Source organism: Lysinibacillus sp. A1 (assembly GCF_000801965.1).
Taxonomy (GTDB): Bacteria; Bacillota; Bacilli; order Bacillales_A; family Planococcaceae; genus Lysinibacillus; species Lysinibacillus fusiformis.
The window spans coordinates 14,667-35,674 of sequence record NZ_JSZM01000014.1; the positions used below are offsets into that span (position 1 = coordinate 14,667).

Sequence of the window (21,008 nt, forward strand, 5' to 3'; positions counted from 1 at the left end):
TAATGAATAGAAGAAGACGGTTGGAGGTGAGGAGTTTGTGGAAGAAATTAGCCATTATTATGATCATTATTATTTTCATTGACCCCATTTATACGGCAGGTAAAGCAGTTGTCCGGCAGGTAGCGGAATGGACAAATAATGATGAGATAGAAACAATGCTTCTTTCAACAAAGGAAAAAATCGTTGATGTAACCGCTAGACTTTCAGACAATGCCTCAATAGAAACGGCCATACCTATAGAAGACATGCATGATATGGAGGTAGCACCTACTGCTCAAGCAATTCAGAAGCCAGAGACAAAGTTAGTTGTGACAAACGTTAAGGAAATGACTGATGCAATGTATGCGTATTATAGTAGTTTCTCACCGAAATTTGAAATTCAGTATAAAGGGAATACACAACGAATTGAACAAATTGTAGAAGAGGCCTATAACAATGCCATCGAAAGAGACGATTATGTGTATGGCCATATTAGTAAACATTCAATTCGTTTTGAATATGGAAGAAACCAGGCAACAATATTTGGGGAGCAAAGCTATTTAATGACCCCAGAACAGGCTGCCTACGTGGAGATGAATGTCCAAGAAATCATTGCCAAAATCAGTAATACATCTATGTCAGACGTAGAAAAGGTACGAGCCGTTAATGATTATATTGTGGCGAATACGGCCTATACCGATCAAACAAATTCTAGTCCCCATAGCGCCTATACCGTTCTTGCAGAGCGGGGAGGGGTATGTCAGGGCTATGCTTTACTTGCTCACTCCATGTTACAAAAGCTAGGGATTGAAACGAAATATATTGTGGGATATGTAGGTCAAGAAGGACATGCGTGGAATTTAGTGAAGTTAGGTGGACAATGGTATCACCTTGATACAACGTGGAATGATCCAGTCCCAGATCGTAAGGGGGCCATTCGCTACCAATACTTTTTAGTTGATGACCGCACAATGGCAAAAGACCACTCATGGATTGCTGAAGATTATCCTAAAGCAACGAGTACACTCTATAGCTACTATCATGATATAGACTTCCCAGCGCAGGTTGACAATCAATTATATTTTAGCAACATCTCTGATGACAATAAGCTGTATGTGCTTGATATGAAGACGGGTAAAACGAAACGAGTAACAAATTCCCGTGTACAATACGTCGTTTATGCAGATGGATGGCTCTATTATAGTAATTATTCCCGAGGTGCTTATTTAACAAAAATTCGTCCAGATGGTAGCGGGGAACAGTCGCTAAACCGAGAAGATACGAAGGATTTATTTGTGAAAGATGGCTATCTTTATTTCACAACGAATGAGTTGAAGAAAATGGCCCTATAAATGGGGACAACAAAAAGGGCATGACTTATAAACAGTCATAGGCCCTTTTTGTTCGTTCAATTAAATAATCAATTGGTTGCTGCTCACAAAGAGAAATGGAAATCTGCGGATGCGTTACTGCTAATATATTTGTAAATGTTTTTAAAATAAGTGGATTATACTTGATGGCACCACCGTTACAATAAAGAGGAAACAGTCCATTCTGATAGCCTATCTTTGTTAACACGGCTCTTGCTAAAAGAGCCAATTCTTGAGCGGCCTGTTGTGATATTTGAATGGCACAAGCATCTTGTTGTTCAACTGCTTGAGCAACAAATGACCCCATTTTGGCTAACTGTGCATTTGTATAGGATGGCTGAAATAACCATTCAGCGAGCTCGGTTACATTTTGTATACCTAAGGAATGATAGACAGCCTCTTTCAAAATAGTGGCCTCACCTCGACCATCTTCCATTTTAAAGATAGCTCTTACCACCTCTTGCCCTAGCCAATAACCACTACCTTCATCTCCAGCTCGGTGTCCCCAGCCTCCAGCTCGAACGATTTGCTGTCCATCATAGGCGTAAGCGATGGCTCCTGTTCCAGCAATGAGTAATGCACCTGCCTGTCCAGCAGTCACACCAAGTAGTGTGGCTTCAGCGTCATTTTCAATAATAAGAGTAGCAATAGAAAGCTGTGTGGCTGATAGGGCATTTTGAACAATGGCTGTAACCGTTTCTTTGTCTTTTGGAGAATCAATCCCTGCTAAGGCAAAGGTAGCTACAGCAATTTGAGAGCAGGGATACTTTTGCAAAAAAATTTCTACCTTTGCTAAAAGCTCATGTAATATCACTGTAGCTGCTTCCATACCAATGGCTTGATAGTTGGAGCCCTTTGTTGAAGCTGAATATTTCATAACACCAGTTTCCGCATGAACGACTGCGCATGCCGTTTTTGTCGCACCGCCATCAATAACTAGAAGCCATTTCATCATTGGCTCCATTCCTCAAGAAAAATCGTTAATTCTTTCTCCGCTTCAATAATGGAGCTTTCCTTTAATTGAATCCATTCATAAAGACTTTTCGTATTCATTTTGGCATGTTCAAGCGCTACTTTCATTGTGGCGGGAGCTGGGCCACCTGGTAGTGTTCGAACACCAACAAAAGACTCTGGCTGTAAGGTTTTATAAAAATCCTCTTCTGAAATATTTAATTCTTTTCCCGTAATCAATTTAGATTGAGTATTCACGAGTCCCCATGTAAGGCTTGCTAGTGATTCCTCACTATGAGCAAGTAGTACTTTAATGCATTTACTAACAATGCTATGTGCTTGGCGGAAGGAAATATCCTCTGATCGTACTAATGTATCGGCCAGCTCAGTAACATTGGCAAAGCTATTCTCTGCACGGTTTCTTAGTTTTTTCTTGTTCACATCCATTGTGACAACAAGTGAGCCAAATAATTTATAAATCCCAACTAAGCGGTCGATGGCACGCCATAAATAGGGTTGCATATCATCCTCAGTATCGACGATATCTCCGAATGGTGTATTATGTACCATCTGTAACACGGTGCTTGCATCTCCAACAACAGCCGATAGTAATGAACGCGTATGTTCAATTGAAACAGGGTTACGCTTTTGGGGCATAATAGAGCTTATTTGAACATATGGGCTTGCGAGTGTGAAGGCATTGAACTCCTGGGTAGCCCATAATAAAAAATCTTGAGAGGTACGACCAAGATTGAGTGCAGCCAGCTGTACAATACTTGCTGCTTCACCAATATAGTCAGCTCCAGCCACTGCATCCCACGCATTTTCGATAATATCGTCGAATGCCAACAAATGACGCATTCGTTCTCGATTTATATTAAATCCTGTTGTAGTTAAGGCTGCAGCTCCCATACTGCTACGATTAACAGTTTTATAGACATGCTGCATGCGCTCAAAATCTCGTTCAAGCTGGTCAATGACAGCCTTTAAATAATGGGCAAAGGTTGTAGGCTGTGCCTGTTGCGTATGCGTGTAACCAATCATAATAGTATCTACATGCTCCTCAGCAGCTGCAATTAAATCATCTCGCAATGTTAGTAGCTCTCGCATTAATAACAGTAATTTTTGCCTTAGTGTCATACGATAAATGGCGATACCCATATCATTACGACTGCGTCCAATATGAAGATTTCCAGCAACGTCGCCAGCAAGCTCTATTAATTTATTTTCAATGCGGAAAAATAAATCTTCGTATTGGGGGCTATAATCTTCTAAACGATAATAATTTAAATCTATTTTCTTTAGCGCTGCCCCAATTTGTTTCGCTTCCTCTTTTTTTACAAGTCCTTGTTCTTCTAACATTTTTAAATGAGCTATATTAATTTGTAGCATAATAGTTAGAAAATTTTTCTTTGCCTCTTCATAAGCTGGCTGTAACACAATTTTCCGATAGATGTTAGAAGGGAAAATCATCCCATCTTCCTGCTGCGTTTTGTTGCGAAAATCTTCAAACATTATCATGGCCTCCTAATAGATTAGCAGTTAAATAGCTGTACCAGCACTGCCTTTTGATAGTTTTTCAGAAATAATAAGGACAACTAAAATTAAGCAAATTTGTAAGACACCGTAGGCACACGCAGTCCCAAATTTAAATGCATATAATTTTTGGAATATGGCGACAGACAATGGAATGGTAGATGTACTGTATATAAGAATGGATGCAACAAATTCACCAAAGCTTTGTACTAGGGCTAATAGTGTTCCCGCTAATATTCCGGTGAATGTTAAAGGTACGACGATGCGTCTAAATGTATACCACCAATTGGCGCCTAATCCACGTGATGCCTCTTCAATTGACGGATCTAGTTGTACGAGAGAGGCAGAGGTTGATCGGAAAACAAGTGGCAAATGTCGGATGAAATAGGCTAATGGTAAAATCCAAAATGTCCCGATTAATACTTGATTAAAGGCAAAGATGTTTTCCGTGCTAAAGGCGGCGATTAAATTGACTGCTACCACTGTACCAGGTAGAGCCCAAGGTACCATTATTAAAATGTCGAGTAATGTTTTTCCTTTAAAATTTAAACGGACCATCGCATATGCTGCGGCAACACCAAAGATAATATTGCCAAATGTTGCGACGATCCCCATCTGTATAGAATTCCAAATAGGTCGCCATGTACGCTCATCAGTAAAGAGAGCCATATAATGATCCAGTGTATAGTCTGTAGGGAGTATTTGAGTCTTCCATGCCCCATCAACAGAAAAGGATATTAATATCAGCACTAATATCGGTAAAATCAAAATCAACGTGCCGATAAAAGAGGCAATAGTTGCCGCTATTTTTATTTTCTTGGAGGATACCTCCGAGCGATGGACACTTATCCCTTTACTGAGATTTTGATAATTTCTGCGATTTTGATACCAACGCATCATCACTAAAAATGTAATAGAGACAAAGGACAGTATCATCGACTGAGTTGCGGCCATCTCAAGATTGCCATTAGTCCGCGATAAGTAGATTTGCATGGTCATAGTTCGTTCTACACCAAACATTAAGGGTGCCGTGTAAGAGGCCATAGAGATCATAAATACTAATAAGGAGGAAGCAACAATGGAAGGGGTCAGCATGGGTAAAATAACCTTTGTCCACACGCGAATACGCCCTGCACCTAAACTAGTTGCCGCTTCTTCTAGAGCTGGATCTAGCCCCTTGATGGCTGCTGATGCAGTTAAATAAAAATAAGTATACATGGTGAAAGTATGAACAACGATGACTCCCCAAATCCCTTTCAATGAGAAGGGTACATGATCTAAACCAAATAAATGCTGAAAGATTCGAGGGAAAATACCACTATCTCCGTACAAAAAAGAAAAGGATAGCACACCGACTAGAGGGGGAAGTGCCATAGGGACCAATACTAAAATAGAAAGTATTCGTCTCCCAGGGAAGTTATAGCGTTCGAGTAAAAAAGCCATAGTTACTCCAACGATAGCGCAGCAAAGGACGCTAATAATGGAAATATAAATACTGGTCCACAAAGCTTCTAAATTTGCTGGGCTTGCTAGATTGAAAAATTTTTTATAGTGAAGGAATGGTTCATCACCAGCAAAGCTTTGAGTAAATGTTTGATAGAAGGGATAAACGACATAGGCGAACAACACTAAAAATAATGGCGATATTAATATATAGATGAACCAATTGGAATGAAAGATTCGTGTCCATATACTTTCTTGAGAAGCATTGACAGTTTGCTTTTCCATATTGGCTTCCTCCTATTCCCCTAAAAAATACAGCGAGTCATGCGTTATATGAACGGTAATATCCTCGCCAATCTTTTTTATTTGGTCATAAGAATTAATAAGCATTACTTTAAGTGAAAAGGCGTTACAATCTATAATATAATTGACGCTAATGCCTGTGAATTCAACAAAGGTTATTTTTCCTGTTAATGTATTATCCCCAGTCCCCAAATGAATAGATTCTGGACGTATTGAAATAAATACTTTGTCTCCAATCATATGCGTTAATGCTGGAGAGCTCTGTTGCTTTCGCCCAGTAAAAATATGTCCATTTGCTGTTTTCACTTGTATTTCTTCGCCTTCAATTGCTTCTAATATGCCCTCAATTAAATTGGTTTCGCCAATAAAGTTAGCTACAAAGCGATCTACAGGTCGGTGATATATTTCCTGAGGAGTCCCAATTTGCTTGATATAGCCGTTTTCCATGACCATGATTCGGTCAGACATCGCCATAGCCTCCATTTGATCATGGGTAACATAAATCGTCGTGACACCAAGCTCAGATTGAATCCGTTTGATTTCAATACGTGTTTCTTCACGTAACTTTGCATCTAGATTGGATAATGGTTCATCAAGTAATAAAATATCTGGCTCAATTACTAGTGCTCGAGCCAAAGCCACGCGTTGCTGTTGCCCACCAGAAAGCTCATTTATTTTTCTGTTTCCGTAATTTGATAGATGTACTTGTCCTCTAATTCGATCAACCTTGCGCTGAATCTCAGTTTTAGAAAATTTACGAACCTGTAAACCAAATGCGATGTTTTCATCTACTGTCATATGGGGGAAAAGGGCATAGTTTTGAAATACCATACCGATATTGCGTTTATTTGGCTGAAGCCGAGTGACATCTTGTTCATCAAATAGAATCTTACCTTTAGTAGGGTAATAAAAACCGGCAATCATTCTCAAAGTAGTTGTCTTGCCACAGCCACTAGGTCCAAGAAAAGTGAAGAATTCACCAGCCTTTATTTCGAGATCTACATTTTTCACGCCATACAACTGACCAAATTGCTTCGAGACATTTTCGATTGTGACTCTTTTCAACAAAAAACTCCTCTCCAACAAAGGATTCATAGCTATATAGGGGATGAAGTAGTAAGGTAAAAATCCACTAAAAAAGCTGGATTTTCACCCGGATACTACTTACCGCGGCCTTTAATATTGTTATCCCAGTATTCCATCCATTCTGCCTCTTTGTCAGACATTTGCTGCCAGTCTATATCGAAAGTTTTTAAATCTAATTCTTGATACCACTCTGGCATGGAGGCCTTATCGATATCAGATCGTGTAGGAATTTGATAATAATCATTTGCCAACTGTGTCACCATCTCTTTTTCGAATAAAAATTCGACAAATAGTTTGGCATTCTCTAGATTTTTCGCATTGTTGACAACTGCAACACCATCTACCAAAATAGGTGCTCCGCTTTTTGGATAAATATAATCAAAGGGATAGTCAGTTGTATATTTCTTTAATAAAATATCTTGTAGATTCCATAAGGAGACACTGCCTTCTTGTCGTGTTAGCTTTAAGTACAAAGCATTAGGATCTTGCGTATATTCCTTCGTATTAGCGTCTAATTGTAATAGCCATTCATAGCCTTTATCAGGAGAGTTCGCATCTTGTCGTACAATCATAGAGGAATATATGGTGCGCATTGTTCCTGAAGCCAGCACACCCCGAATTAAAATTTGATCCTTCCATTTAGGGTCAAGAAGTTCATCCCAATCCTGTGGCCCATTTTCTTTTGTTAATAAATCACTATTGATCATAATGACTTCTGGTAGCAGCATCTCTCCAAACCAGCGACCATCTACATCTTTATGTGTACCATTAATAGAGTCAATAAAGCTAGGTTGCCAGGCATGTAATAAGTCTTCATTCGCCCCAACAATGAGCGCTGATTGTGTGCCGCCCCACCAAAAGTCTGCCTGAGGATTAGCCTTTTCTCCACGTAAACGTTCTAAAATTTGCTGAGCTCCCATTGTTAAAAACTCTACTTCAATGTCTGGATACTTTTTATTAAACTGGTCGATTACACTTTGCACCATTTCTTCGTCACGCCCTGTGTAAATAACAAGCTTACCGGATGGCGTTGTTGCCGCTACTTCCGTTTTGTCGCCATCTGTCGTTTTATCGTTCTTGGCAGCATCATTTGTAGTTTTTTGGTCATCGTTTCCACTACATGCAGTTAAAACAAACAGTATGAACACAAGGAAAAAACTAAGAATACGTGTTTTTTTCATCAACTTCCCCTTTCTTAAAGTAAGGTACTTACATATTGCAGTATAATACGAAGGGGTAACATTCATGTTAGAATTATTAAAAAATTACATTTTCCTTCATCATAGCGAAGTGCCAATCCATTAGCAACGGCATTTCAATGAAGTTCAAAAAAACTCCTTAAAAAGGAATATTTCCATTTTTAAGGAGTTTTCTATCAATTTAAGTTTATACATCCAATAGGCTATCAGTTTGTCGGCGTTGTGCAATAATTGTCGGCAATAACATACCGACTATCACTAGAAAAATGCCCATAATTTGCAATGCAGTTAAGGGTTCATGTAGGACAATAACGGAAACGGTAACTGCAACAGGTAATTCAATAGCGCTTAAGATGGAAGCGAGTGCACCACCAATTTTCGGAATAGCAATGGAGAATAAGTATATAGGTAAAATGATACCGAATAGACCGAGGGCTAATCCATACTGCCATAAGCCTTCCGTAAACAATTTGCCGTTCCAAATCACTTCAGGACTTAAGAAAATACTGATCATTATAAGGGCTACAAAGGAAACGATAAATACCCTTGAAGTGGTTGTAACACCCTCCACTGGTCGAGAGTTAAATTGAATGAAGCAGGCAAAGGTAACGGCAGCAGCAAAGCCAAATAACCATCCTTGGAGAGGGATTCCACTTAAATCCACATTTAAAACACCTGCAGCTAAAATTGTTCCTACAAATAAGATGATAATAGAAATTACTTCAGGTCGACTTGGTAATCTTTTATGTAAAGCGCAATCAATTAACAAGCCAATCCATGTAAATTGGAACAGCATCACTACCGCAAGGGAAGCGGGTAAATACTTGAGAGATTCTCCGTACACTATTCCAGTCGTTCCGGTAAAAATACCGGCACATAATAATATAAGGATGCCTTTATTGGATGGCTTAGGTAATTTTCTATCTGTCAACATAAAAATAACTAAAACGAGTATAAAGCCAATAATATATTGGCTCGATACAGCCTCTGCAGATGTAAAGCCATGCTGCATCGCTACTTTGACAATAGTCGACAAAATTCCGTAGCTACTAGAGGCAATGACGATCAAAAGAGGGTAAATTAAATTTGTTTTCATGAATACCATCTTCACTTCCTAAAATTGCTTCACCATATGATGAAATGGTTCATCGATTATGGACCAAGGCTCAGTAATAACAAAGCCTAAACGTTCATAAAGACGACGAGCATCTTCTTTTTGAGTTTCTACATTTAAGGATAACTTCGTATAGCCATGCTGCTTTGTCAGGTCTTCGGCATATTGTAAAAGCAATGTACCAATTCCTTTACCGCGCGCTTCTGGTGTTACACAAACTGTATCGATATAAGCCTCATCTTCGTGGGCCTCTTGATCGATGATGATTGATGGAGCATTTTTAGCCTCTAACCATTTCACAAGGTTAGCATCCATAGCAGTGGCATGTGCGCCATAATAATAAACGAGAATTCCTACTATTTGCCCATCCTCCGTAGCGACAAAGGTATTTAAATAAGAATGTCGATTGTCGTCACGCTGAAAAAGGGTTGTCAGTTCTTGACGAACAGCTTCGGTAGATTGCTCGCCAGTTAAACGATTAGCAATCTCACCAATCGCATCAATAATTAAAGGCACAACGGCATGGGCATCTTGTGGTTGCGCTTGTCGAATTGTAATACTCATCTTGAAAATCCCTACCTTTCTATAGGCAAGTATAACAAAGTTAGTGGATGACACAAATTTTCAGGCATACTCTCACAAGTTAAACCTTTATAGAATGACAATTTTCGTGTTAATCTATAATGACTAGACTTTCAGGAGGACAATCATGACGAAGCAAGATAAGGATTTTATTTTAGTCTATGGAGACGCATTTATTGACTATATTGCTGATGATGTAACAAACACATCATTTACAAAATATATGGGTGGTGCAACAGTAAATGTTGCAGCAGGTATTAGCCGAATTGGGGCACCATCTGCCCTGATTACAATTACAGGGGATGATGAGGGTTCTCAGTTTGTGCGTGATGGGCTTGTAGAGGAAGGTGTCAAGCTTGACTATGCCATATTCGACCCAGCTAAACGAGTAAGTGGTGTTTACGTGCATCTGACAGAAGCCTGTGAACGAATTTTTAAAGATTATGTGGATGAAACACCTGATTTACAAGTGGAGCCACTACAGTTAAATGAAGCAGCATTTAAACATGCCTCTGCTTTAACGGTATGTTCAGGGACCATGTTCCATCCGACGGCTCTAGCTACAACTCGAGCTGCCGTAGAAATGGCCAAGGACAAAGGTGCGATCATTGCGATGGATGCAAATATTCGTCCATTACGCTGGAGTAGTGAAGAAATTTGTCGAGAAACGATTACGTCCTTTTTTGAGGATGTAGATATTTTAAAGGTAACAGATGATGAGTTATTCTTCCTGACGGAAACGACTAGTTTAGAAGAAGGAATTGAACAACTAAGTAGCTATTTAGTGCCTATTATTTTAGTAACAGTAGGAGAAAATGGCACTTATGCCGTGTTGAATGGAGAGGTCATCCACGTACCAACTGAAAAGGTAATACCTGTAGATACTACTGGTGCAGGGGATGCATTTATGGCAGGGGTATTACGCGATGTTCATTACAATGGCTTACCTACAACAAAAGAAGAGCTTGTTCGCTGTACAAGCTTTGGCAATAAATTAGGAGCATTTGCAGCAACAAAAGCAGGTGCTTTAACGGCTTTACCATATTACGAGGATATTAAGCATTTACTGAAATAATCTTATGGAGTGTGACCAATATGGATAAAAACTATGATGTTTTAGTAAAGGATCAAATATTCTTTGGCGGCGCAAAAGATGCGGAGGCAGCTTTTGAGCAAGAAGCTGTAGATGTTGTAATAGATGTTCGTGTCCAGGGACTTACTTCGGAAGAGCAAGAGGTCGTTTCTTATTCGTATAAGCATATGCCAATTGCAGATGAAGATATTGCGGTAGCATCATCTATTCAGCATGTAGCTAAGGAAATTGCTTCGTCCTATGAGGCAGGACAGAAGGTATATGTTCACTGTGGGAGTGGCGGTGGTCGTGCTGGTGTAGCAGCTACTGCGGTGTTAATAGAGTTAGGGCTTGCTAATTCCCTAGAGGAAGCGGAGGCAGCGGTTAAAAAGGCTCGTCCACAAGTAACGATTCGTCCTAAAATGGAAAACGCTCTACAACAACTTTATAAATAAAGGAAAAGATGTACCGATTAAGGTACATCTTTCAGACTGTAGACAAACTCAAAAAATTTGAGAGTTTGCCTATAGTCTTTTTTCTTTTACAATGAAATAAAGTAAAGCCGTTGATTTCCACTACGGGCGGACGCTTTCCGCGGGCGGGGTCGAGCTGCTTCCCTCGCTCCGCTCAGTCCAGGATCTCGACTTTCCCGCTTTTCCCGCAGGAGTCGCCGCCCTTCGTTCCAATCAACTCCTACATAAAGAACTCCATATTCATATGTTGATGAAAAGTAAACTTTCGAGGTGTTTAACCATGATGACGAAGAATCAAATCAATGAACGTGAACAATTAGAAATGTTAACGATTAATCAATTGGTACCTGAAGATCATTTAGTACGAAAACTAGAGGCTGCTATTGATTTTTCTTATATATATCCATTAGTAGAAAACTTCTATTCAGCTTATGGACGTCCAAGTTTTGATCCTGTTGTTCTCTTTAAAATGACGTTTATTCAATATGTCTTTGGCATTCGCTCCATGCGTCAAACCATCAAAGAAATCGAAACGAATATGGCGTGTCGATAGTTTTTAGGATTTGGTTTCCATACAGAAGTCCCGCATTTCTCTACCTTCGGTAAAAATTATGTTCGCCGCTATCAAGACACGGATGTGTTTGAACAGATTTTCTATCGTATATTAAAAGAAATTATGCATCAAGGACTCCCTCATGCAGGCCATCTATCGTATTCCTTCCATGCTGCGACAGATGAAAAGGGCGCCATTGTGACTCCGGGAAATGTGCATGATAGCCATGTATTACAGTCATTTGTTGAAAAGGTCATTCAAAACGTTCAAAAACCATTAGCCGTTGCAGCAGATACAGCTTATAAAACACCAGCGATTACGAACTATTTGTTAGAGAATCAAATGTTGCCTGTTTTACCATATACTCGTCCTAAAACCAAAGATGGATTTTTCCGAAAGCATGAGTATATGTATGACGAGCACTATAATTGTTACCTTTGCCCAGAAGGGCAAATATTGAGGTATACGACAACGACGAGGGAAGGATATCGTCAATATAAATCGAATCCTTTAATTTGTGCTAAGTGTCCAAGCCTATCACAATGTACAGAAAGTAAGAATCACCAAAAGCTCATTCAACGCCATATTTGGGAATCTTATGTGGAGGAAACCGAACATTTACGACATGCCTATGACATCAAACAAATCTATGCAAAGCGTAAAGAAACCATTGAGCGTGTCTTTGCGGATGCGAAGGAAAAGCATGGAATGCGATGGACAACCTTAAGAGGTCTTAAAAAAATTGTCCATGCAGGCGATGCTTACTTTTGCTGCCATGAATTTAAAGAAACTGGCTACTTGGGTGTGGCAGGCGACTTAAAAGAGTTTTTATGCTTGATGAGTATGTTTAAACGGGTAGAAAATCACCATTTTTAAACATATTCATAGAAGAAAAAGGACAAAAGGAATCGAGTGTGAACTTCTCGATTCCTTTTGTCGACAGTCTGAGATGTACCGATTAAGGTACATCTTTTTTGTTTTTATAAAAGAAGTAGGACGTATAGAAGATGAAAGAGGGGACTACCTCCTATGGAAATGGCGCAGATTATTTAGGAGAGCTATTTTGCGATTTGAAAAAAACAACAATTTTGTTCTATACATGTTAGAACAAAATTGTTATAGTTAATGTATAACAACTAATGGGGTGATCTGTATGATGGAGGAATTAGCAAAAGTTCCATGGGCAGTGATAGCACCGCTCATCGTCGTTCAATTGATATTAATGATCGTAGCACTTATTGATTTACGTAAAACACATACAACGAATGGGCCTAAAATTTTATGGGTATTTATTATTTTATTTACAAATATAATAGGGTCAATTGCGTACTTTATAGTTGGGAGAAAGCAGTCATGACAACATTACTTCAAGTAACTGGTTTGACCAAACGATTTGCAGAGCACAATGTTGTAGATAATGTTCAATTTATTTTGGAGGAAAAGACTTCAACGGCATTAATAGGGCCAAATGGCGCGGGTAAGACAACAACATTATCCATGTTAACAGGGCTCTTAACACCGACAGCCGGAAGTGTAAAAATGCTAAATGGGAATTTACGAGAAAATATAGGGTTTTTACCCCAATATCCACAGTTTCATCCTTGGCTAAGCGCGTTAGAATTTACTGAGATGGCTGCGCGGCTAAATGGTGTATCAGCAAAAACTGCTAAATTAGAGGCGCAAAAAACATTAGAGTTTGTGGGGTTAGGAAATGCCCAACATAAAAAAATTGATACTTTTTCTGGTGGGATGAGGCAACGACTTGGTATTTCCCAGGCAATTGTGCATAAGCCAAAACTACTGTTATTAGACGAACCTGTTTCAGCATTAGACCCTGTTGGTCGTAGGGAGGTTCTTGATTTATTAAAGGGTTTACAACAAGAGACAACTATTTTATATTCAACCCATATTTTAAACGATGCGGAAGAAATGACGGATCAGTTATTATTCTTACAAAATGGAAAACTAGTAGAGCAAGGAACATTACGAGAGGTACGACAACGTTTTGATGAGCAAAATTATATAGTCGAGTTTTCTAGTGAAGAAGAGGCAAAGCTTTTTGCAAGCTCGATTGATCATGTAATAGGTTGTTATGTATATATCGAGATATTAAATGAGGAGCCAACGATGAAGGAGCTGCTTCATCGTTTAAGTAATTGTCCTTATACAATAAGAAAAGTAGAACGACAAACAGCATCGTTGGAAGAAATTTTCATGAAGGTGGCGAAAAAAGCATGAGAGGATTCAACGTACTTCTACAAAAAGAATTTAGAGAGGCATGGCGAAGCTGGAAATTTTTGTGGATACCTCTTGTGTTTGCCTTGCTGGGAATGAATGATCCCCTGATAAATTATTATATTATGGATATCTTAAATGCTGTTGGAAATGTGCCAGAAGGCTTTGAAATGTTGATGCCCGAATTAATGCCAGTTGACCTATTACAGGCCTCTATAGGGCAATTTCAAACGATAGGGTTATTGGTGATAATGGCTTCTTTTGTGGGGATTATAAGTAAAGAACGTGCAAATGGTATGGCTACTTTATTATATGTAAGACCTATATCTTTTGGAGCCTATTTTATGAGTAAATTTATTGTGATGAGTGCAGTTTGTTTTGTGAGTATTTTAGCAGGCTTTGCAGCAAGTGTGTATTACACTAGTATTCTATATGGAACTTTAGAAATTGGACCACTGCTTGCGAGCTTTTGTACGTATTATGTTTGGCTAATATTTGTAATTGCTGTCACATTAATGATGAGTGCTAGTTTTAAAACGATTATAGCTACTACATGTGCCTTTACGGTTATTTTTGTCGGGCAAATCGTCGATATGGTAGTAGGTCTATTCTGGACTATTTCCCCTTGGAAGCTAGCAAGCTATGGACCTTTACTAGTTCGTGGAACAATGGAGATGTCTGATTATTGGTGGAGTTTAATCATGACAATAGTGCTGATAATTCTTTGTATTTGTATTGGAATCATAATGATGAAAAGAAACGCGGCTATGACCAAAATTTAAAAAGTATAGGACGGAAAATCTAATACGTATAGATTCTTCCGTCCTTTTGTTTTAAAGCATTCCGCCATTGATAAGCAGGATGAGCCCAACAAAGAGCATGATCCACGAAAGGGCTGGTTGTTTTTAAATAAAGTTTAATCAAATGATACTAATAACGTTGATAAAGATCATAGAAAAGAGCGTATTTTGAAAAATGATTGATCAAATTTACTTTAAAAAGACTATTAGTCATTGTGGTAAATTCAAGTGCTTACAAGGAATACTTAGCTAATTGTTCTCCCCAAGATGATAATTCAGTCTCAATAAATCCTGCTCTTTTATAGGCAAATTTTGCTGTAAGATTTTTAGGATCATATCCAATCATGATAAAAGGAATGTTTGCATGATTACTATTCCTTATCTCTTCTATAACCAGATATATAGCTTGTTTGCCTATACCTTTACCTTGAAATTCTTCGTCAATCATTAGTCTATAAATCCAATAATTATTGTCATCAGGGTCTATTCCAAACATAGTAAATCCTATCATTTTATTATTAAGATAAATACCTTTTGCAAAGAAATTATCTAGAAACTGAACTTCTGCGATAGAATAAAGGTTGGATGCAATAAATGCTTGTTGTTCCTCTTTAACAGATAATCTAATTGCTTCTTCCCAATTACTTTTGTCAATAGGCTTTAAACAAATTTCCTTCAATTTGGTACTCTCCCTTTGAAGGGGAAACACGTAGTTTATGGGCTATTGAAACGCTATCCCCTTGTTTTTATGCCCAATCAAGTATAAATAATTTCTCATCGACAACGCCTCCTTAAAAGTACAAAACTGCCAATTCATCCGATCGAATAATCTCTCTTACTCATAATTCAGATACGCTATATGGGGGAAGCCTCACACCCCTTACCAGCCTCCACTCTAACTTAATAAATTTTTGATTATTACATTACTCCGATTATGAGCTGAAGATCTAAGCGTAAAATTGATGGAATGATTTACGATGCTAACAACTGTTATGTGAGCAAAAAGACGCTCTCTAAGCAGCTATAGGCATTATAAAAAATTCCCTTTATTGGAAAATTGAGTGCATGAAAAGAACCAAGCACAAAGACAGTAGGGACAACAGATTGTCCCTACTGTCTTTAGATCTTTGAACCTATTTTTTCTTCTTTTCTGTTGGTTTTATAATTGCGACTCGTCAGTAAGAAGAAGTAGTAACCGAAGAAAAGAAAGCCTATTTTGCACAAGAGTGTGAGCAAATCGTAGCGAAGTTACGCGAACTTTAATTCAATTGAGGAATGGTAAAAACCATACCTCTAGTTTGCTATACTTATTTTTTGCCTTTTAATTATTTTTTTCGGATTTCTTTTTCTCCAAATAAAATAAAAAGAAGAAACCTACAAAGCTAATTAGTAACAATATTAATGATGTAGTTGACTTATAATTAATTATTATTGCTATTAATATGACTAAACACATTACTAAATAATAATAAGGTAGTTTAAAAATTTTCATTTTAATCTCAACCTCCTTTTACCTTACCATATCAATTTCATGTTCTTTAATACTAAAATATTTAAAAATTTATTTAAAAAAACAGGTATCTAACAAAAAATCTCTCTGTACTGTTAATTTTTATGTAACTGATTGACACACGAAATATATGATTAGAAGAGCTAAAGACTAAGAGACTGTCTTTAAGGCAGTCTCTTAGTCTTTAAACGTTTTTGCAGTGATGCTTTATAATAGACTTTAATCGAAAAGATCATCTATTACAGGTTTACATGCACCAACTGTAGCAGTAACACCAAAAATTTCTTTTAATAAATCATTTGCTTCTGAAGCAAGTTTCTCTTTGTCTACAACATCCTTAATAGCTTTAGATAACGAATTTTTAACAGAGTTTAGTAAAGCTCGGTGATATTTATAATTTGTATAAGTCATGTCTACAGTTCTAGTTATTCCACCTAATGCATTAAAAATAGTCTTTAGTTTTGTAACTTTCGAGAAAGGCAAGGCTGCCAATCCAGCCGTTCCAATGCAAGTTGCAACTTCACCCACCGAAGCTCTGGCAAGCACAAGTGATGTTTCTGACGAACTAGTATTGTCTATTAATAAAGACATTTCTTTTTGAATAGAAGGAAATATGAAATTATCATATTCATCAACTAAAATTTCAACACCAGATTCTGCAGATAACCATTCAGCAGATTTTTTAGCTCCTTGTATTTCTATATCGTAAGGGAGCTTTTCAAGAGCCAAAAAGAAATTATAAACTTCATTATGTATACTTACTTCATTATGTATACTCATTTCATTTGAAAATAGTGTGGTTTCATTTGTTAAATTACTATAACTAGTATCTTGTGCATTTGCAGTACTTGGATTTACAGCTAAAACAGACGTTCCTAATAAAAATGTAGAACAACAAGCTATCAACATAGGTTTCTTAAAATACTTAATCATATTCAAAACAAATACCTCCTAATAATTGGGTTTGTTACCACATAAATGGATAACTAATATAAATAATAACAATAAAAAGTAGAATAAACCATAAATTAACTATAAATGAAACTTTGTAACTAATAACTGATTTGAAATTATTATCTAATATATTTTTTTTGCAAAAAAACTATTATTTTATGAGGAGAGGGAAAGCACTGAGGAAAGAGGATATACATTTTTTATATAAAAAAAAGCAACCGAAAGGATGCTTTACTTTGAATGCTATCCACATTTTCTACTAATTTTTTAACTTTTTCTTGAAATTCAAGAATGTAAATTCCCTCCTCAAATAACTATTTTTTGAACAATGTAACATTGTAACTTAATATTTTGGCCCTATCCTCTAACCAATTATAAAAAGGAACTGTTGTTTTTTGATTAAGCTCGAATAAACGCTCTAGCTCAAATGAAATTTAGCTTGCTGAATTAAAGAGTCAGCCCGTTCTTTCGTAATACAGATTGGAACTATGGTAAATTTTCTATATTCTTCAAACCTTTTGATAATAGTAATCGCTTTTTCTCGATTTTCTTCGTCATTCAAATTTACATACTTGAATACATCATCAAAGTCAAAGACAGTTTCTATGAGTGCACTTAATTCTTTTCCTTTGCTCCACTACAAGAAAAGTAACATGTTGATCTAAGCTTGCCTCCCACTCCCATGTATTATTAAGAAGCGCTTGAATTTCCTTATTTCCTTTAATTTGAATTCTAATGTTTAAATTTAATTCATTCTCACTGTAAATCCTATGTCCATCATTTGTCTTACTTGCAGGGAAAAATAGTCCAATTCCTCATAATAACGTAACTTTCAAGGGAGAATGTAAAAATAAATGACAGCCAACATTACATTCTTGGAATATCCATTACTTAGGAATATAATGGTGGTGTAACTCGAAATTTGTCAAATAACACGGAAAATACATAAAGTTAATAGAGAAAGAAGGTACGTAAAGGTGGAGACTGAAAATTCCGATCGTTTCCTGACAGCATTTAATCGAATAGACCATAGATTACGAGATATTGTAGGCAATAAGGATTTTACGCCCTTTTATCGGCTCATTGATCAAGCGAAGAAAAAAGAGGTATTGGTGAAAAAATACGAAGATGATTTACGGTCATACGCCGATTTGCGAAATGCAATTGTCCATCATCGTACTTCTATTAACTATGTAATTGCAGAACCACATACCGATGTAGTCGAAAGAATTGAATACATAGATGCTACGCTTGCTAAGCCTATGCTTGTCGGTAAAATGTTCCGAAAGAGAGTACTTGTTTTTCAAGAGAATGATTCCCTCAAGCATGTGTTAAAGGTTATTCACCAGCGAAAATATACGCAGTTCCCCGTCTATTTTAATAAACAATTTAGAGGGCTAATTACAACTGTAGGAATTACCAATTGGCTGGCCTCTAAAATGGGTGGCGACCATTTACCTAAAGGAATTCCTACGTTGCATGATATTTTGATGCATGAGAAAAATAGGGTGAATTACAAGTTTGTTAGCAGATACATAACGATATATGAAGCCGAAGAGATTTTTAAACAGGGAGTGGAAAGAGGTAGGCGTTTTGAGGCATTACTAATAACAGAGCATGGCAAACCACACCAAAAATTAATAGGAATTATTACACCGTTAGATATTGTAAAAATTGATTAAAAAAAACGAGACAAGCATTTACGGGCTTGAATGTCTCGCTTTATCTTTTAGGCTAATGTATAAGGACCCATTTGTTTGAACCTGTGCAAAAAAGACATCTTCAACGGAATGCACATTTTGTTTTTTCAGCTTCTTCATTACCCAGTCCTCTGTTAATTCGAGCTCAACAATATTTTCTTTGATGAGTTGCCCATCTGACACAACCTCTGTAGGCAAATAAGTAGGTGGGGAAACATCAGCTTTAACATCCTGCTTCGTGGCAACTTGCTCTGAGGTTTTTTGAAGGACACTTAGTTTTCCGTTTGTTTCAAGTAACGCATATTGAATATCTTGTACAGAAAAGATGGCTTGCTCGCGTAGCATCATTGTCAGCTCGTCCATATGCAAACGATTTTTTCTTAAGGCAGATTCTAAAATAAGACCATTTTGTACGACAATCGTAGGTTTATCATCAATAAGTACGCGAGCTTTTTTTGATTTAATCGTAAGAATGGTCATTAAGTAGGTTAAGGCACTCCACCAGATAAGGGATATTACGCCGTCTAAAAAGGGTGTTTCCTCCTGCGAGGCGATTTCTGAAGCAATCGATCCAAATGTAATACCAGTAATATAATGGAAAAATGTTAGTTGGCCCAATTGTTTCTTTCCAAGAATGCGCGCCAAAATAAGTAAGATGAAGAATGAAAGTGTTGTTCGAAGAATCATTTCCCAAAAATGAGCATGAATAAAGCTTTCCATGCATACATCAACTCCTTTTACAGCTGTCGAAACATAGCTTGTGCAAAATGGTTGATAGTATGCGACAATCGTCAATAACAAAAACTAAAAGAGCGAGGTGGCAGCATGAATAATCAAATAAACGTCGCAAATCCAATTTATCCCATCATGATTTTAATAGGTGTTGCTCACCTAATCAATGATACGATGCAAGCTGTTATTCCAGCTATGTTTCCAATCTTCAAAAGTGAGCTAGGATTAACCTTCACACAAATTGGCCTCATATCATTTGTCTTAAATATAGTTGCGTCTGCATTACAGCCTATTGTTGGTTTTGTCAGTGATAAAAAGCCAATGCCCTATGCATTACCATTAGGGATGATAAGTTCTTTTATTGCTATAACAATTATTGCTTTTACTACTCAATATTGGATTATTCTTATTGCAGTATTATTTTTAGGCTTCGGTTCAGCAATATTTCACCCTGAGGGTTCTAGAGTATCCTTTATGGCAGCAGGCTCTAAAAGAGGGCTTGCTCAATCCATTTATCAAGTGGGGGGGAACTCGGGACAAGCGCTTGCCCCATTAATTAGTGCCTATATTTTTGATATTTTCGGCCAGCGTGGTGCTGCAATTGTATTAGTAGCGGCAACATTTGGTATTATTCTATTAACTAAGATCGCAAAATGGTATAAAAAGCAATTAGAGCAGGAGCGTGCAGCGAAGAAAAAACGTGTGTTAGTTTCGACATTGCCACCATTAACAAAGAAGCAGGTAGGCGTAGCTTTAACCTTACTATTTACCATCATTTTTGCACGATCATTTTATACAACCAATATAACTAGCTTTTATGTATTTTATTTAATGGATCATTATGATGTAAATCTCCGTCTAGGACAAATCCTTATTTTCCTATTCATGGCGTTTGGGGTAGTGGGAACATTTTTCGGAGGCTCTCTGTCAGACCGAATTGGAAGAAAAAATGTTATTATTCTTTCCGTTGTAGTACCAATGCCATTTTGCCTTGCATTGCCTTATGTACCGCTATGGGCGGCTATGATATTTTTAGTGATCATTGGTACTTTGATTATGATTAGCTTCTCTGTAACCGTGGTATACGCGCAAGAGCTAGTTCCATCTAAAATTGGTACAATGGCCGGCTTAACAACTGGCTTTGCTTTTGGTATGGGGGCCATTGGAGCAATGGTTATTGGTGTTTTAATTGACCATAAAGGTATTGATTTTACAATGATGGTCGTTTCTTTATTGCCGTTATTATTGCTAATTGCCTTTTTCCTACCGAAGGATAAACCGGCAACTTCGGCGGCTTAGAAAAAACGCATCAGGACTGTAGGCAAACTCGGAATGGGTTTGCCTACATTTTTTTTACAATGAAATAAAGTTTTCAATTACGGTCGGAGTGCAGTTGCTATCAGTCCAGAGAGTTAA

Annotated in this window: 18 protein-coding genes and 1 pseudogene; 9 read left to right on the forward strand and 10 right to left on the reverse strand. The window is 37.5% G+C overall.

Features of this window, described 5'->3' with window-relative positions; all coding sequences use genetic code 11:
- Positions 1-26 precede the first annotated feature (26 nt).
- Positions 27-1,331 carry a transglutaminase domain-containing protein gene (locus PI85_RS13040; RefSeq protein ID WP_233301936.1) on the forward strand — a complete coding sequence of 435 codons (1,305 nt, stop codon included), beginning with the start codon at positions 27-29 and terminating at the stop codon, positions 1,329-1,331.
- Positions 1,332-1,356: 25 nt separating this feature from the next.
- Here PI85_RS13040 and PI85_RS13045 read toward each other — a convergent pair whose 3' ends face one another.
- The 7 genes from PI85_RS13045 to PI85_RS13075 all read right to left on the reverse strand — a co-directional run bounded on the left by PI85_RS13045 (position 1,357) and on the right by PI85_RS13075 (position 9,545).
- Positions 1,357-2,304 carry an N-acetylglucosamine kinase gene (locus tag PI85_RS13045; protein ID WP_036122121.1) on the reverse strand — a complete coding sequence of 316 codons (948 nt, stop codon included), beginning with the start codon at positions 2,302-2,304 and terminating at the stop codon, positions 1,357-1,359.
- On the reverse strand, positions 2,301-3,815 hold the full coding sequence (argH, locus tag PI85_RS13050; protein ID WP_036122123.1) for an argininosuccinate lyase: 1,515 nt from the start codon (positions 3,813-3,815) through the stop codon (positions 2,301-2,303). Before argH ends, PI85_RS13045 begins: the two co-directional genes overlap by 4 nt.
- A gap of 27 nt (positions 3,816-3,842) precedes the next feature.
- Positions 3,843-5,564, reverse strand: coding sequence for an iron ABC transporter permease (locus PI85_RS13055; RefSeq protein ID WP_036122127.1), 1,722 nt, complete (start codon positions 5,562-5,564; stop codon positions 3,843-3,845).
- A 12-nt stretch (positions 5,565-5,576) separates the two neighbouring features.
- Entirely contained in the window at positions 5,577-6,647 is a 1,071-nt protein-coding gene (locus tag PI85_RS13060; protein ID WP_036122129.1) for an ABC transporter ATP-binding protein, read from the reverse strand.
- A 95-nt stretch (positions 6,648-6,742) separates the two neighbouring features.
- The gene (locus tag PI85_RS13065; RefSeq protein ID WP_036122131.1) at positions 6,743-7,849 is read right to left on the reverse strand and encodes an extracellular solute-binding protein; all 1,107 of its coding nucleotides are present in this window, start codon (positions 7,847-7,849) and stop codon (positions 6,743-6,745) included.
- A gap of 205 nt (positions 7,850-8,054) precedes the next feature.
- Entirely contained in the window at positions 8,055-8,963 is a 909-nt protein-coding gene (locus tag PI85_RS13070) for a DMT family transporter (RefSeq protein WP_036127499.1), read from the reverse strand.
- An 18-nt stretch (positions 8,964-8,981) separates the two neighbouring features.
- Positions 8,982-9,545, reverse strand: a complete 564-nt coding sequence (locus PI85_RS13075; protein WP_036122134.1) for a GNAT family N-acetyltransferase — start codon at positions 9,543-9,545, stop codon at positions 8,982-8,984.
- Positions 9,546-9,690: 145 nt separating this feature from the next.
- On the opposite strand from PI85_RS13075, the gene PI85_RS13080 reads away from it, so the two are divergent.
- From PI85_RS13080 to PI85_RS13105, 6 genes and pseudogenes are all read left to right on the forward strand, one after another.
- Positions 9,691-10,638 (forward strand): carbohydrate kinase, encoded by a 948-nt coding sequence (locus PI85_RS13080; protein WP_012292424.1) that lies wholly within the window; start codon positions 9,691-9,693, stop codon positions 10,636-10,638.
- Positions 10,639-10,658: 20 nt separating this feature from the next.
- On the forward strand, positions 10,659-11,090 hold the full coding sequence (locus PI85_RS13085; protein WP_036122137.1) for a dual specificity protein phosphatase family protein: 432 nt from the start codon (positions 10,659-10,661) through the stop codon (positions 11,088-11,090).
- Between the two features lie 298 nt (positions 11,091-11,388).
- Positions 11,389-12,481: pseudogene (locus PI85_RS13090) on the forward strand (transposase).
- 333 nt (positions 12,482-12,814) lie between these two features.
- Entirely contained in the window at positions 12,815-13,018 is a 204-nt protein-coding gene (locus PI85_RS13095) for a PLDc N-terminal domain-containing protein (protein WP_082011573.1), read from the forward strand.
- A complete protein-coding gene (locus tag PI85_RS13100) occupies positions 13,015-13,899 on the forward strand; it encodes an ABC transporter ATP-binding protein (protein WP_036122139.1) in 885 nt (294 codons plus the stop codon). Before PI85_RS13095 ends, PI85_RS13100 begins: the two co-directional genes overlap by 4 nt.
- Positions 13,896-14,678 carry an ABC transporter permease gene (locus tag PI85_RS13105; protein ID WP_036122140.1) on the forward strand — a complete coding sequence of 261 codons (783 nt, stop codon included), beginning with the start codon at positions 13,896-13,898 and terminating at the stop codon, positions 14,676-14,678. The genes PI85_RS13100 and PI85_RS13105 overlap by 4 nt, the downstream gene beginning before the upstream one ends.
- Before the next feature lie 250 nt (positions 14,679-14,928).
- Here PI85_RS13105 and PI85_RS13110 read toward each other — a convergent pair whose 3' ends face one another.
- Both PI85_RS13110 and PI85_RS13115 read right to left on the reverse strand, forming a co-directional pair.
- Positions 14,929-15,375 (reverse strand): GNAT family N-acetyltransferase, encoded by a 447-nt coding sequence (locus tag PI85_RS13110; RefSeq protein WP_036122142.1) that lies wholly within the window; start codon positions 15,373-15,375, stop codon positions 14,929-14,931.
- 1,050 nt (positions 15,376-16,425) lie between these two features.
- The gene (locus tag PI85_RS13115) at positions 16,426-17,145 is read right to left on the reverse strand and encodes a hypothetical protein (protein ID WP_036122144.1); all 720 of its coding nucleotides are present in this window, start codon (positions 17,143-17,145) and stop codon (positions 16,426-16,428) included.
- 992 nt (positions 17,146-18,137) lie between these two features.
- Between PI85_RS13115 and PI85_RS13120 the strand changes: the two genes are divergently transcribed.
- A complete protein-coding gene (locus PI85_RS13120; protein ID WP_036122147.1) occupies positions 18,138-18,842 on the forward strand; it encodes a CBS domain-containing protein in 705 nt (234 codons plus the stop codon).
- Between the two features lie 18 nt (positions 18,843-18,860).
- Here the strand turns inward: PI85_RS13120 and PI85_RS13125 are convergent, their stop codons facing one another.
- On the reverse strand, positions 18,861-19,580 hold the full coding sequence (locus tag PI85_RS13125; protein WP_025116875.1) for a DUF421 domain-containing protein: 720 nt from the start codon (positions 19,578-19,580) through the stop codon (positions 18,861-18,863).
- Between the two features lie 105 nt (positions 19,581-19,685).
- Between PI85_RS13125 and PI85_RS13130 the strand changes: the two genes are divergently transcribed.
- The gene (locus PI85_RS13130) at positions 19,686-20,891 is read left to right on the forward strand and encodes an MFS transporter (RefSeq protein ID WP_036122149.1); all 1,206 of its coding nucleotides are present in this window, start codon (positions 19,686-19,688) and stop codon (positions 20,889-20,891) included.
- Positions 20,892-21,008: the final 117 nt, after the last annotated feature.

Excerpts from the sequence above, each read along its gene's own strand:
- PI85_RS13075 (WP_036122134.1), bottom strand. The coding sequence starts at position 9,545 with ATGAGTATTACAATTCGACAAGCGCAACCACAAGATGCCCATGCCGTT.
- PI85_RS13095 (WP_082011573.1), top strand. The coding sequence starts at position 12,815 with ATGATGGAGGAATTAGCAAAAGTTCCATGGGCAGTGATAGCACCGCTC.
- PI85_RS13080 (WP_012292424.1), top strand. The coding sequence starts at position 9,691 with ATGACGAAGCAAGATAAGGATTTTATTTTAGTCTATGGAGACGCATTT.
- PI85_RS13070 (WP_036127499.1), bottom strand. The coding sequence starts at position 8,963 with ATGAAAACAAATTTAATTTACCCTCTTTTGATCGTCATTGCCTCTAGT.
- PI85_RS13105 (WP_036122140.1), top strand. The coding sequence starts at position 13,896 with ATGAGAGGATTCAACGTACTTCTACAAAAAGAATTTAGAGAGGCATGG.
- PI85_RS13065 (WP_036122131.1), bottom strand. The coding sequence starts at position 7,849 with ATGAAAAAAACACGTATTCTTAGTTTTTTCCTTGTGTTCATACTGTTT.
- PI85_RS13130 (WP_036122149.1), top strand. The coding sequence starts at position 19,686 with ATGAATAATCAAATAAACGTCGCAAATCCAATTTATCCCATCATGATT.
- argH (WP_036122123.1), bottom strand. The coding sequence starts at position 3,815 with ATGTTTGAAGATTTTCGCAACAAAACGCAGCAGGAAGATGGGATGATT.
- PI85_RS13125 (WP_025116875.1), bottom strand. The coding sequence starts at position 19,580 with ATGGAAAGCTTTATTCATGCTCATTTTTGGGAAATGATTCTTCGAACA.
- PI85_RS13045 (WP_036122121.1), bottom strand. The coding sequence starts at position 2,304 with ATGATGAAATGGCTTCTAGTTATTGATGGCGGTGCGACAAAAACGGCA.
- PI85_RS13085 (WP_036122137.1), top strand. The coding sequence starts at position 10,659 with ATGGATAAAAACTATGATGTTTTAGTAAAGGATCAAATATTCTTTGGC.
- PI85_RS13100 (WP_036122139.1), top strand. The coding sequence starts at position 13,015 with ATGACAACATTACTTCAAGTAACTGGTTTGACCAAACGATTTGCAGAG.
- PI85_RS13055 (WP_036122127.1), bottom strand. The coding sequence starts at position 5,564 with ATGGAAAAGCAAACTGTCAATGCTTCTCAAGAAAGTATATGGACACGA.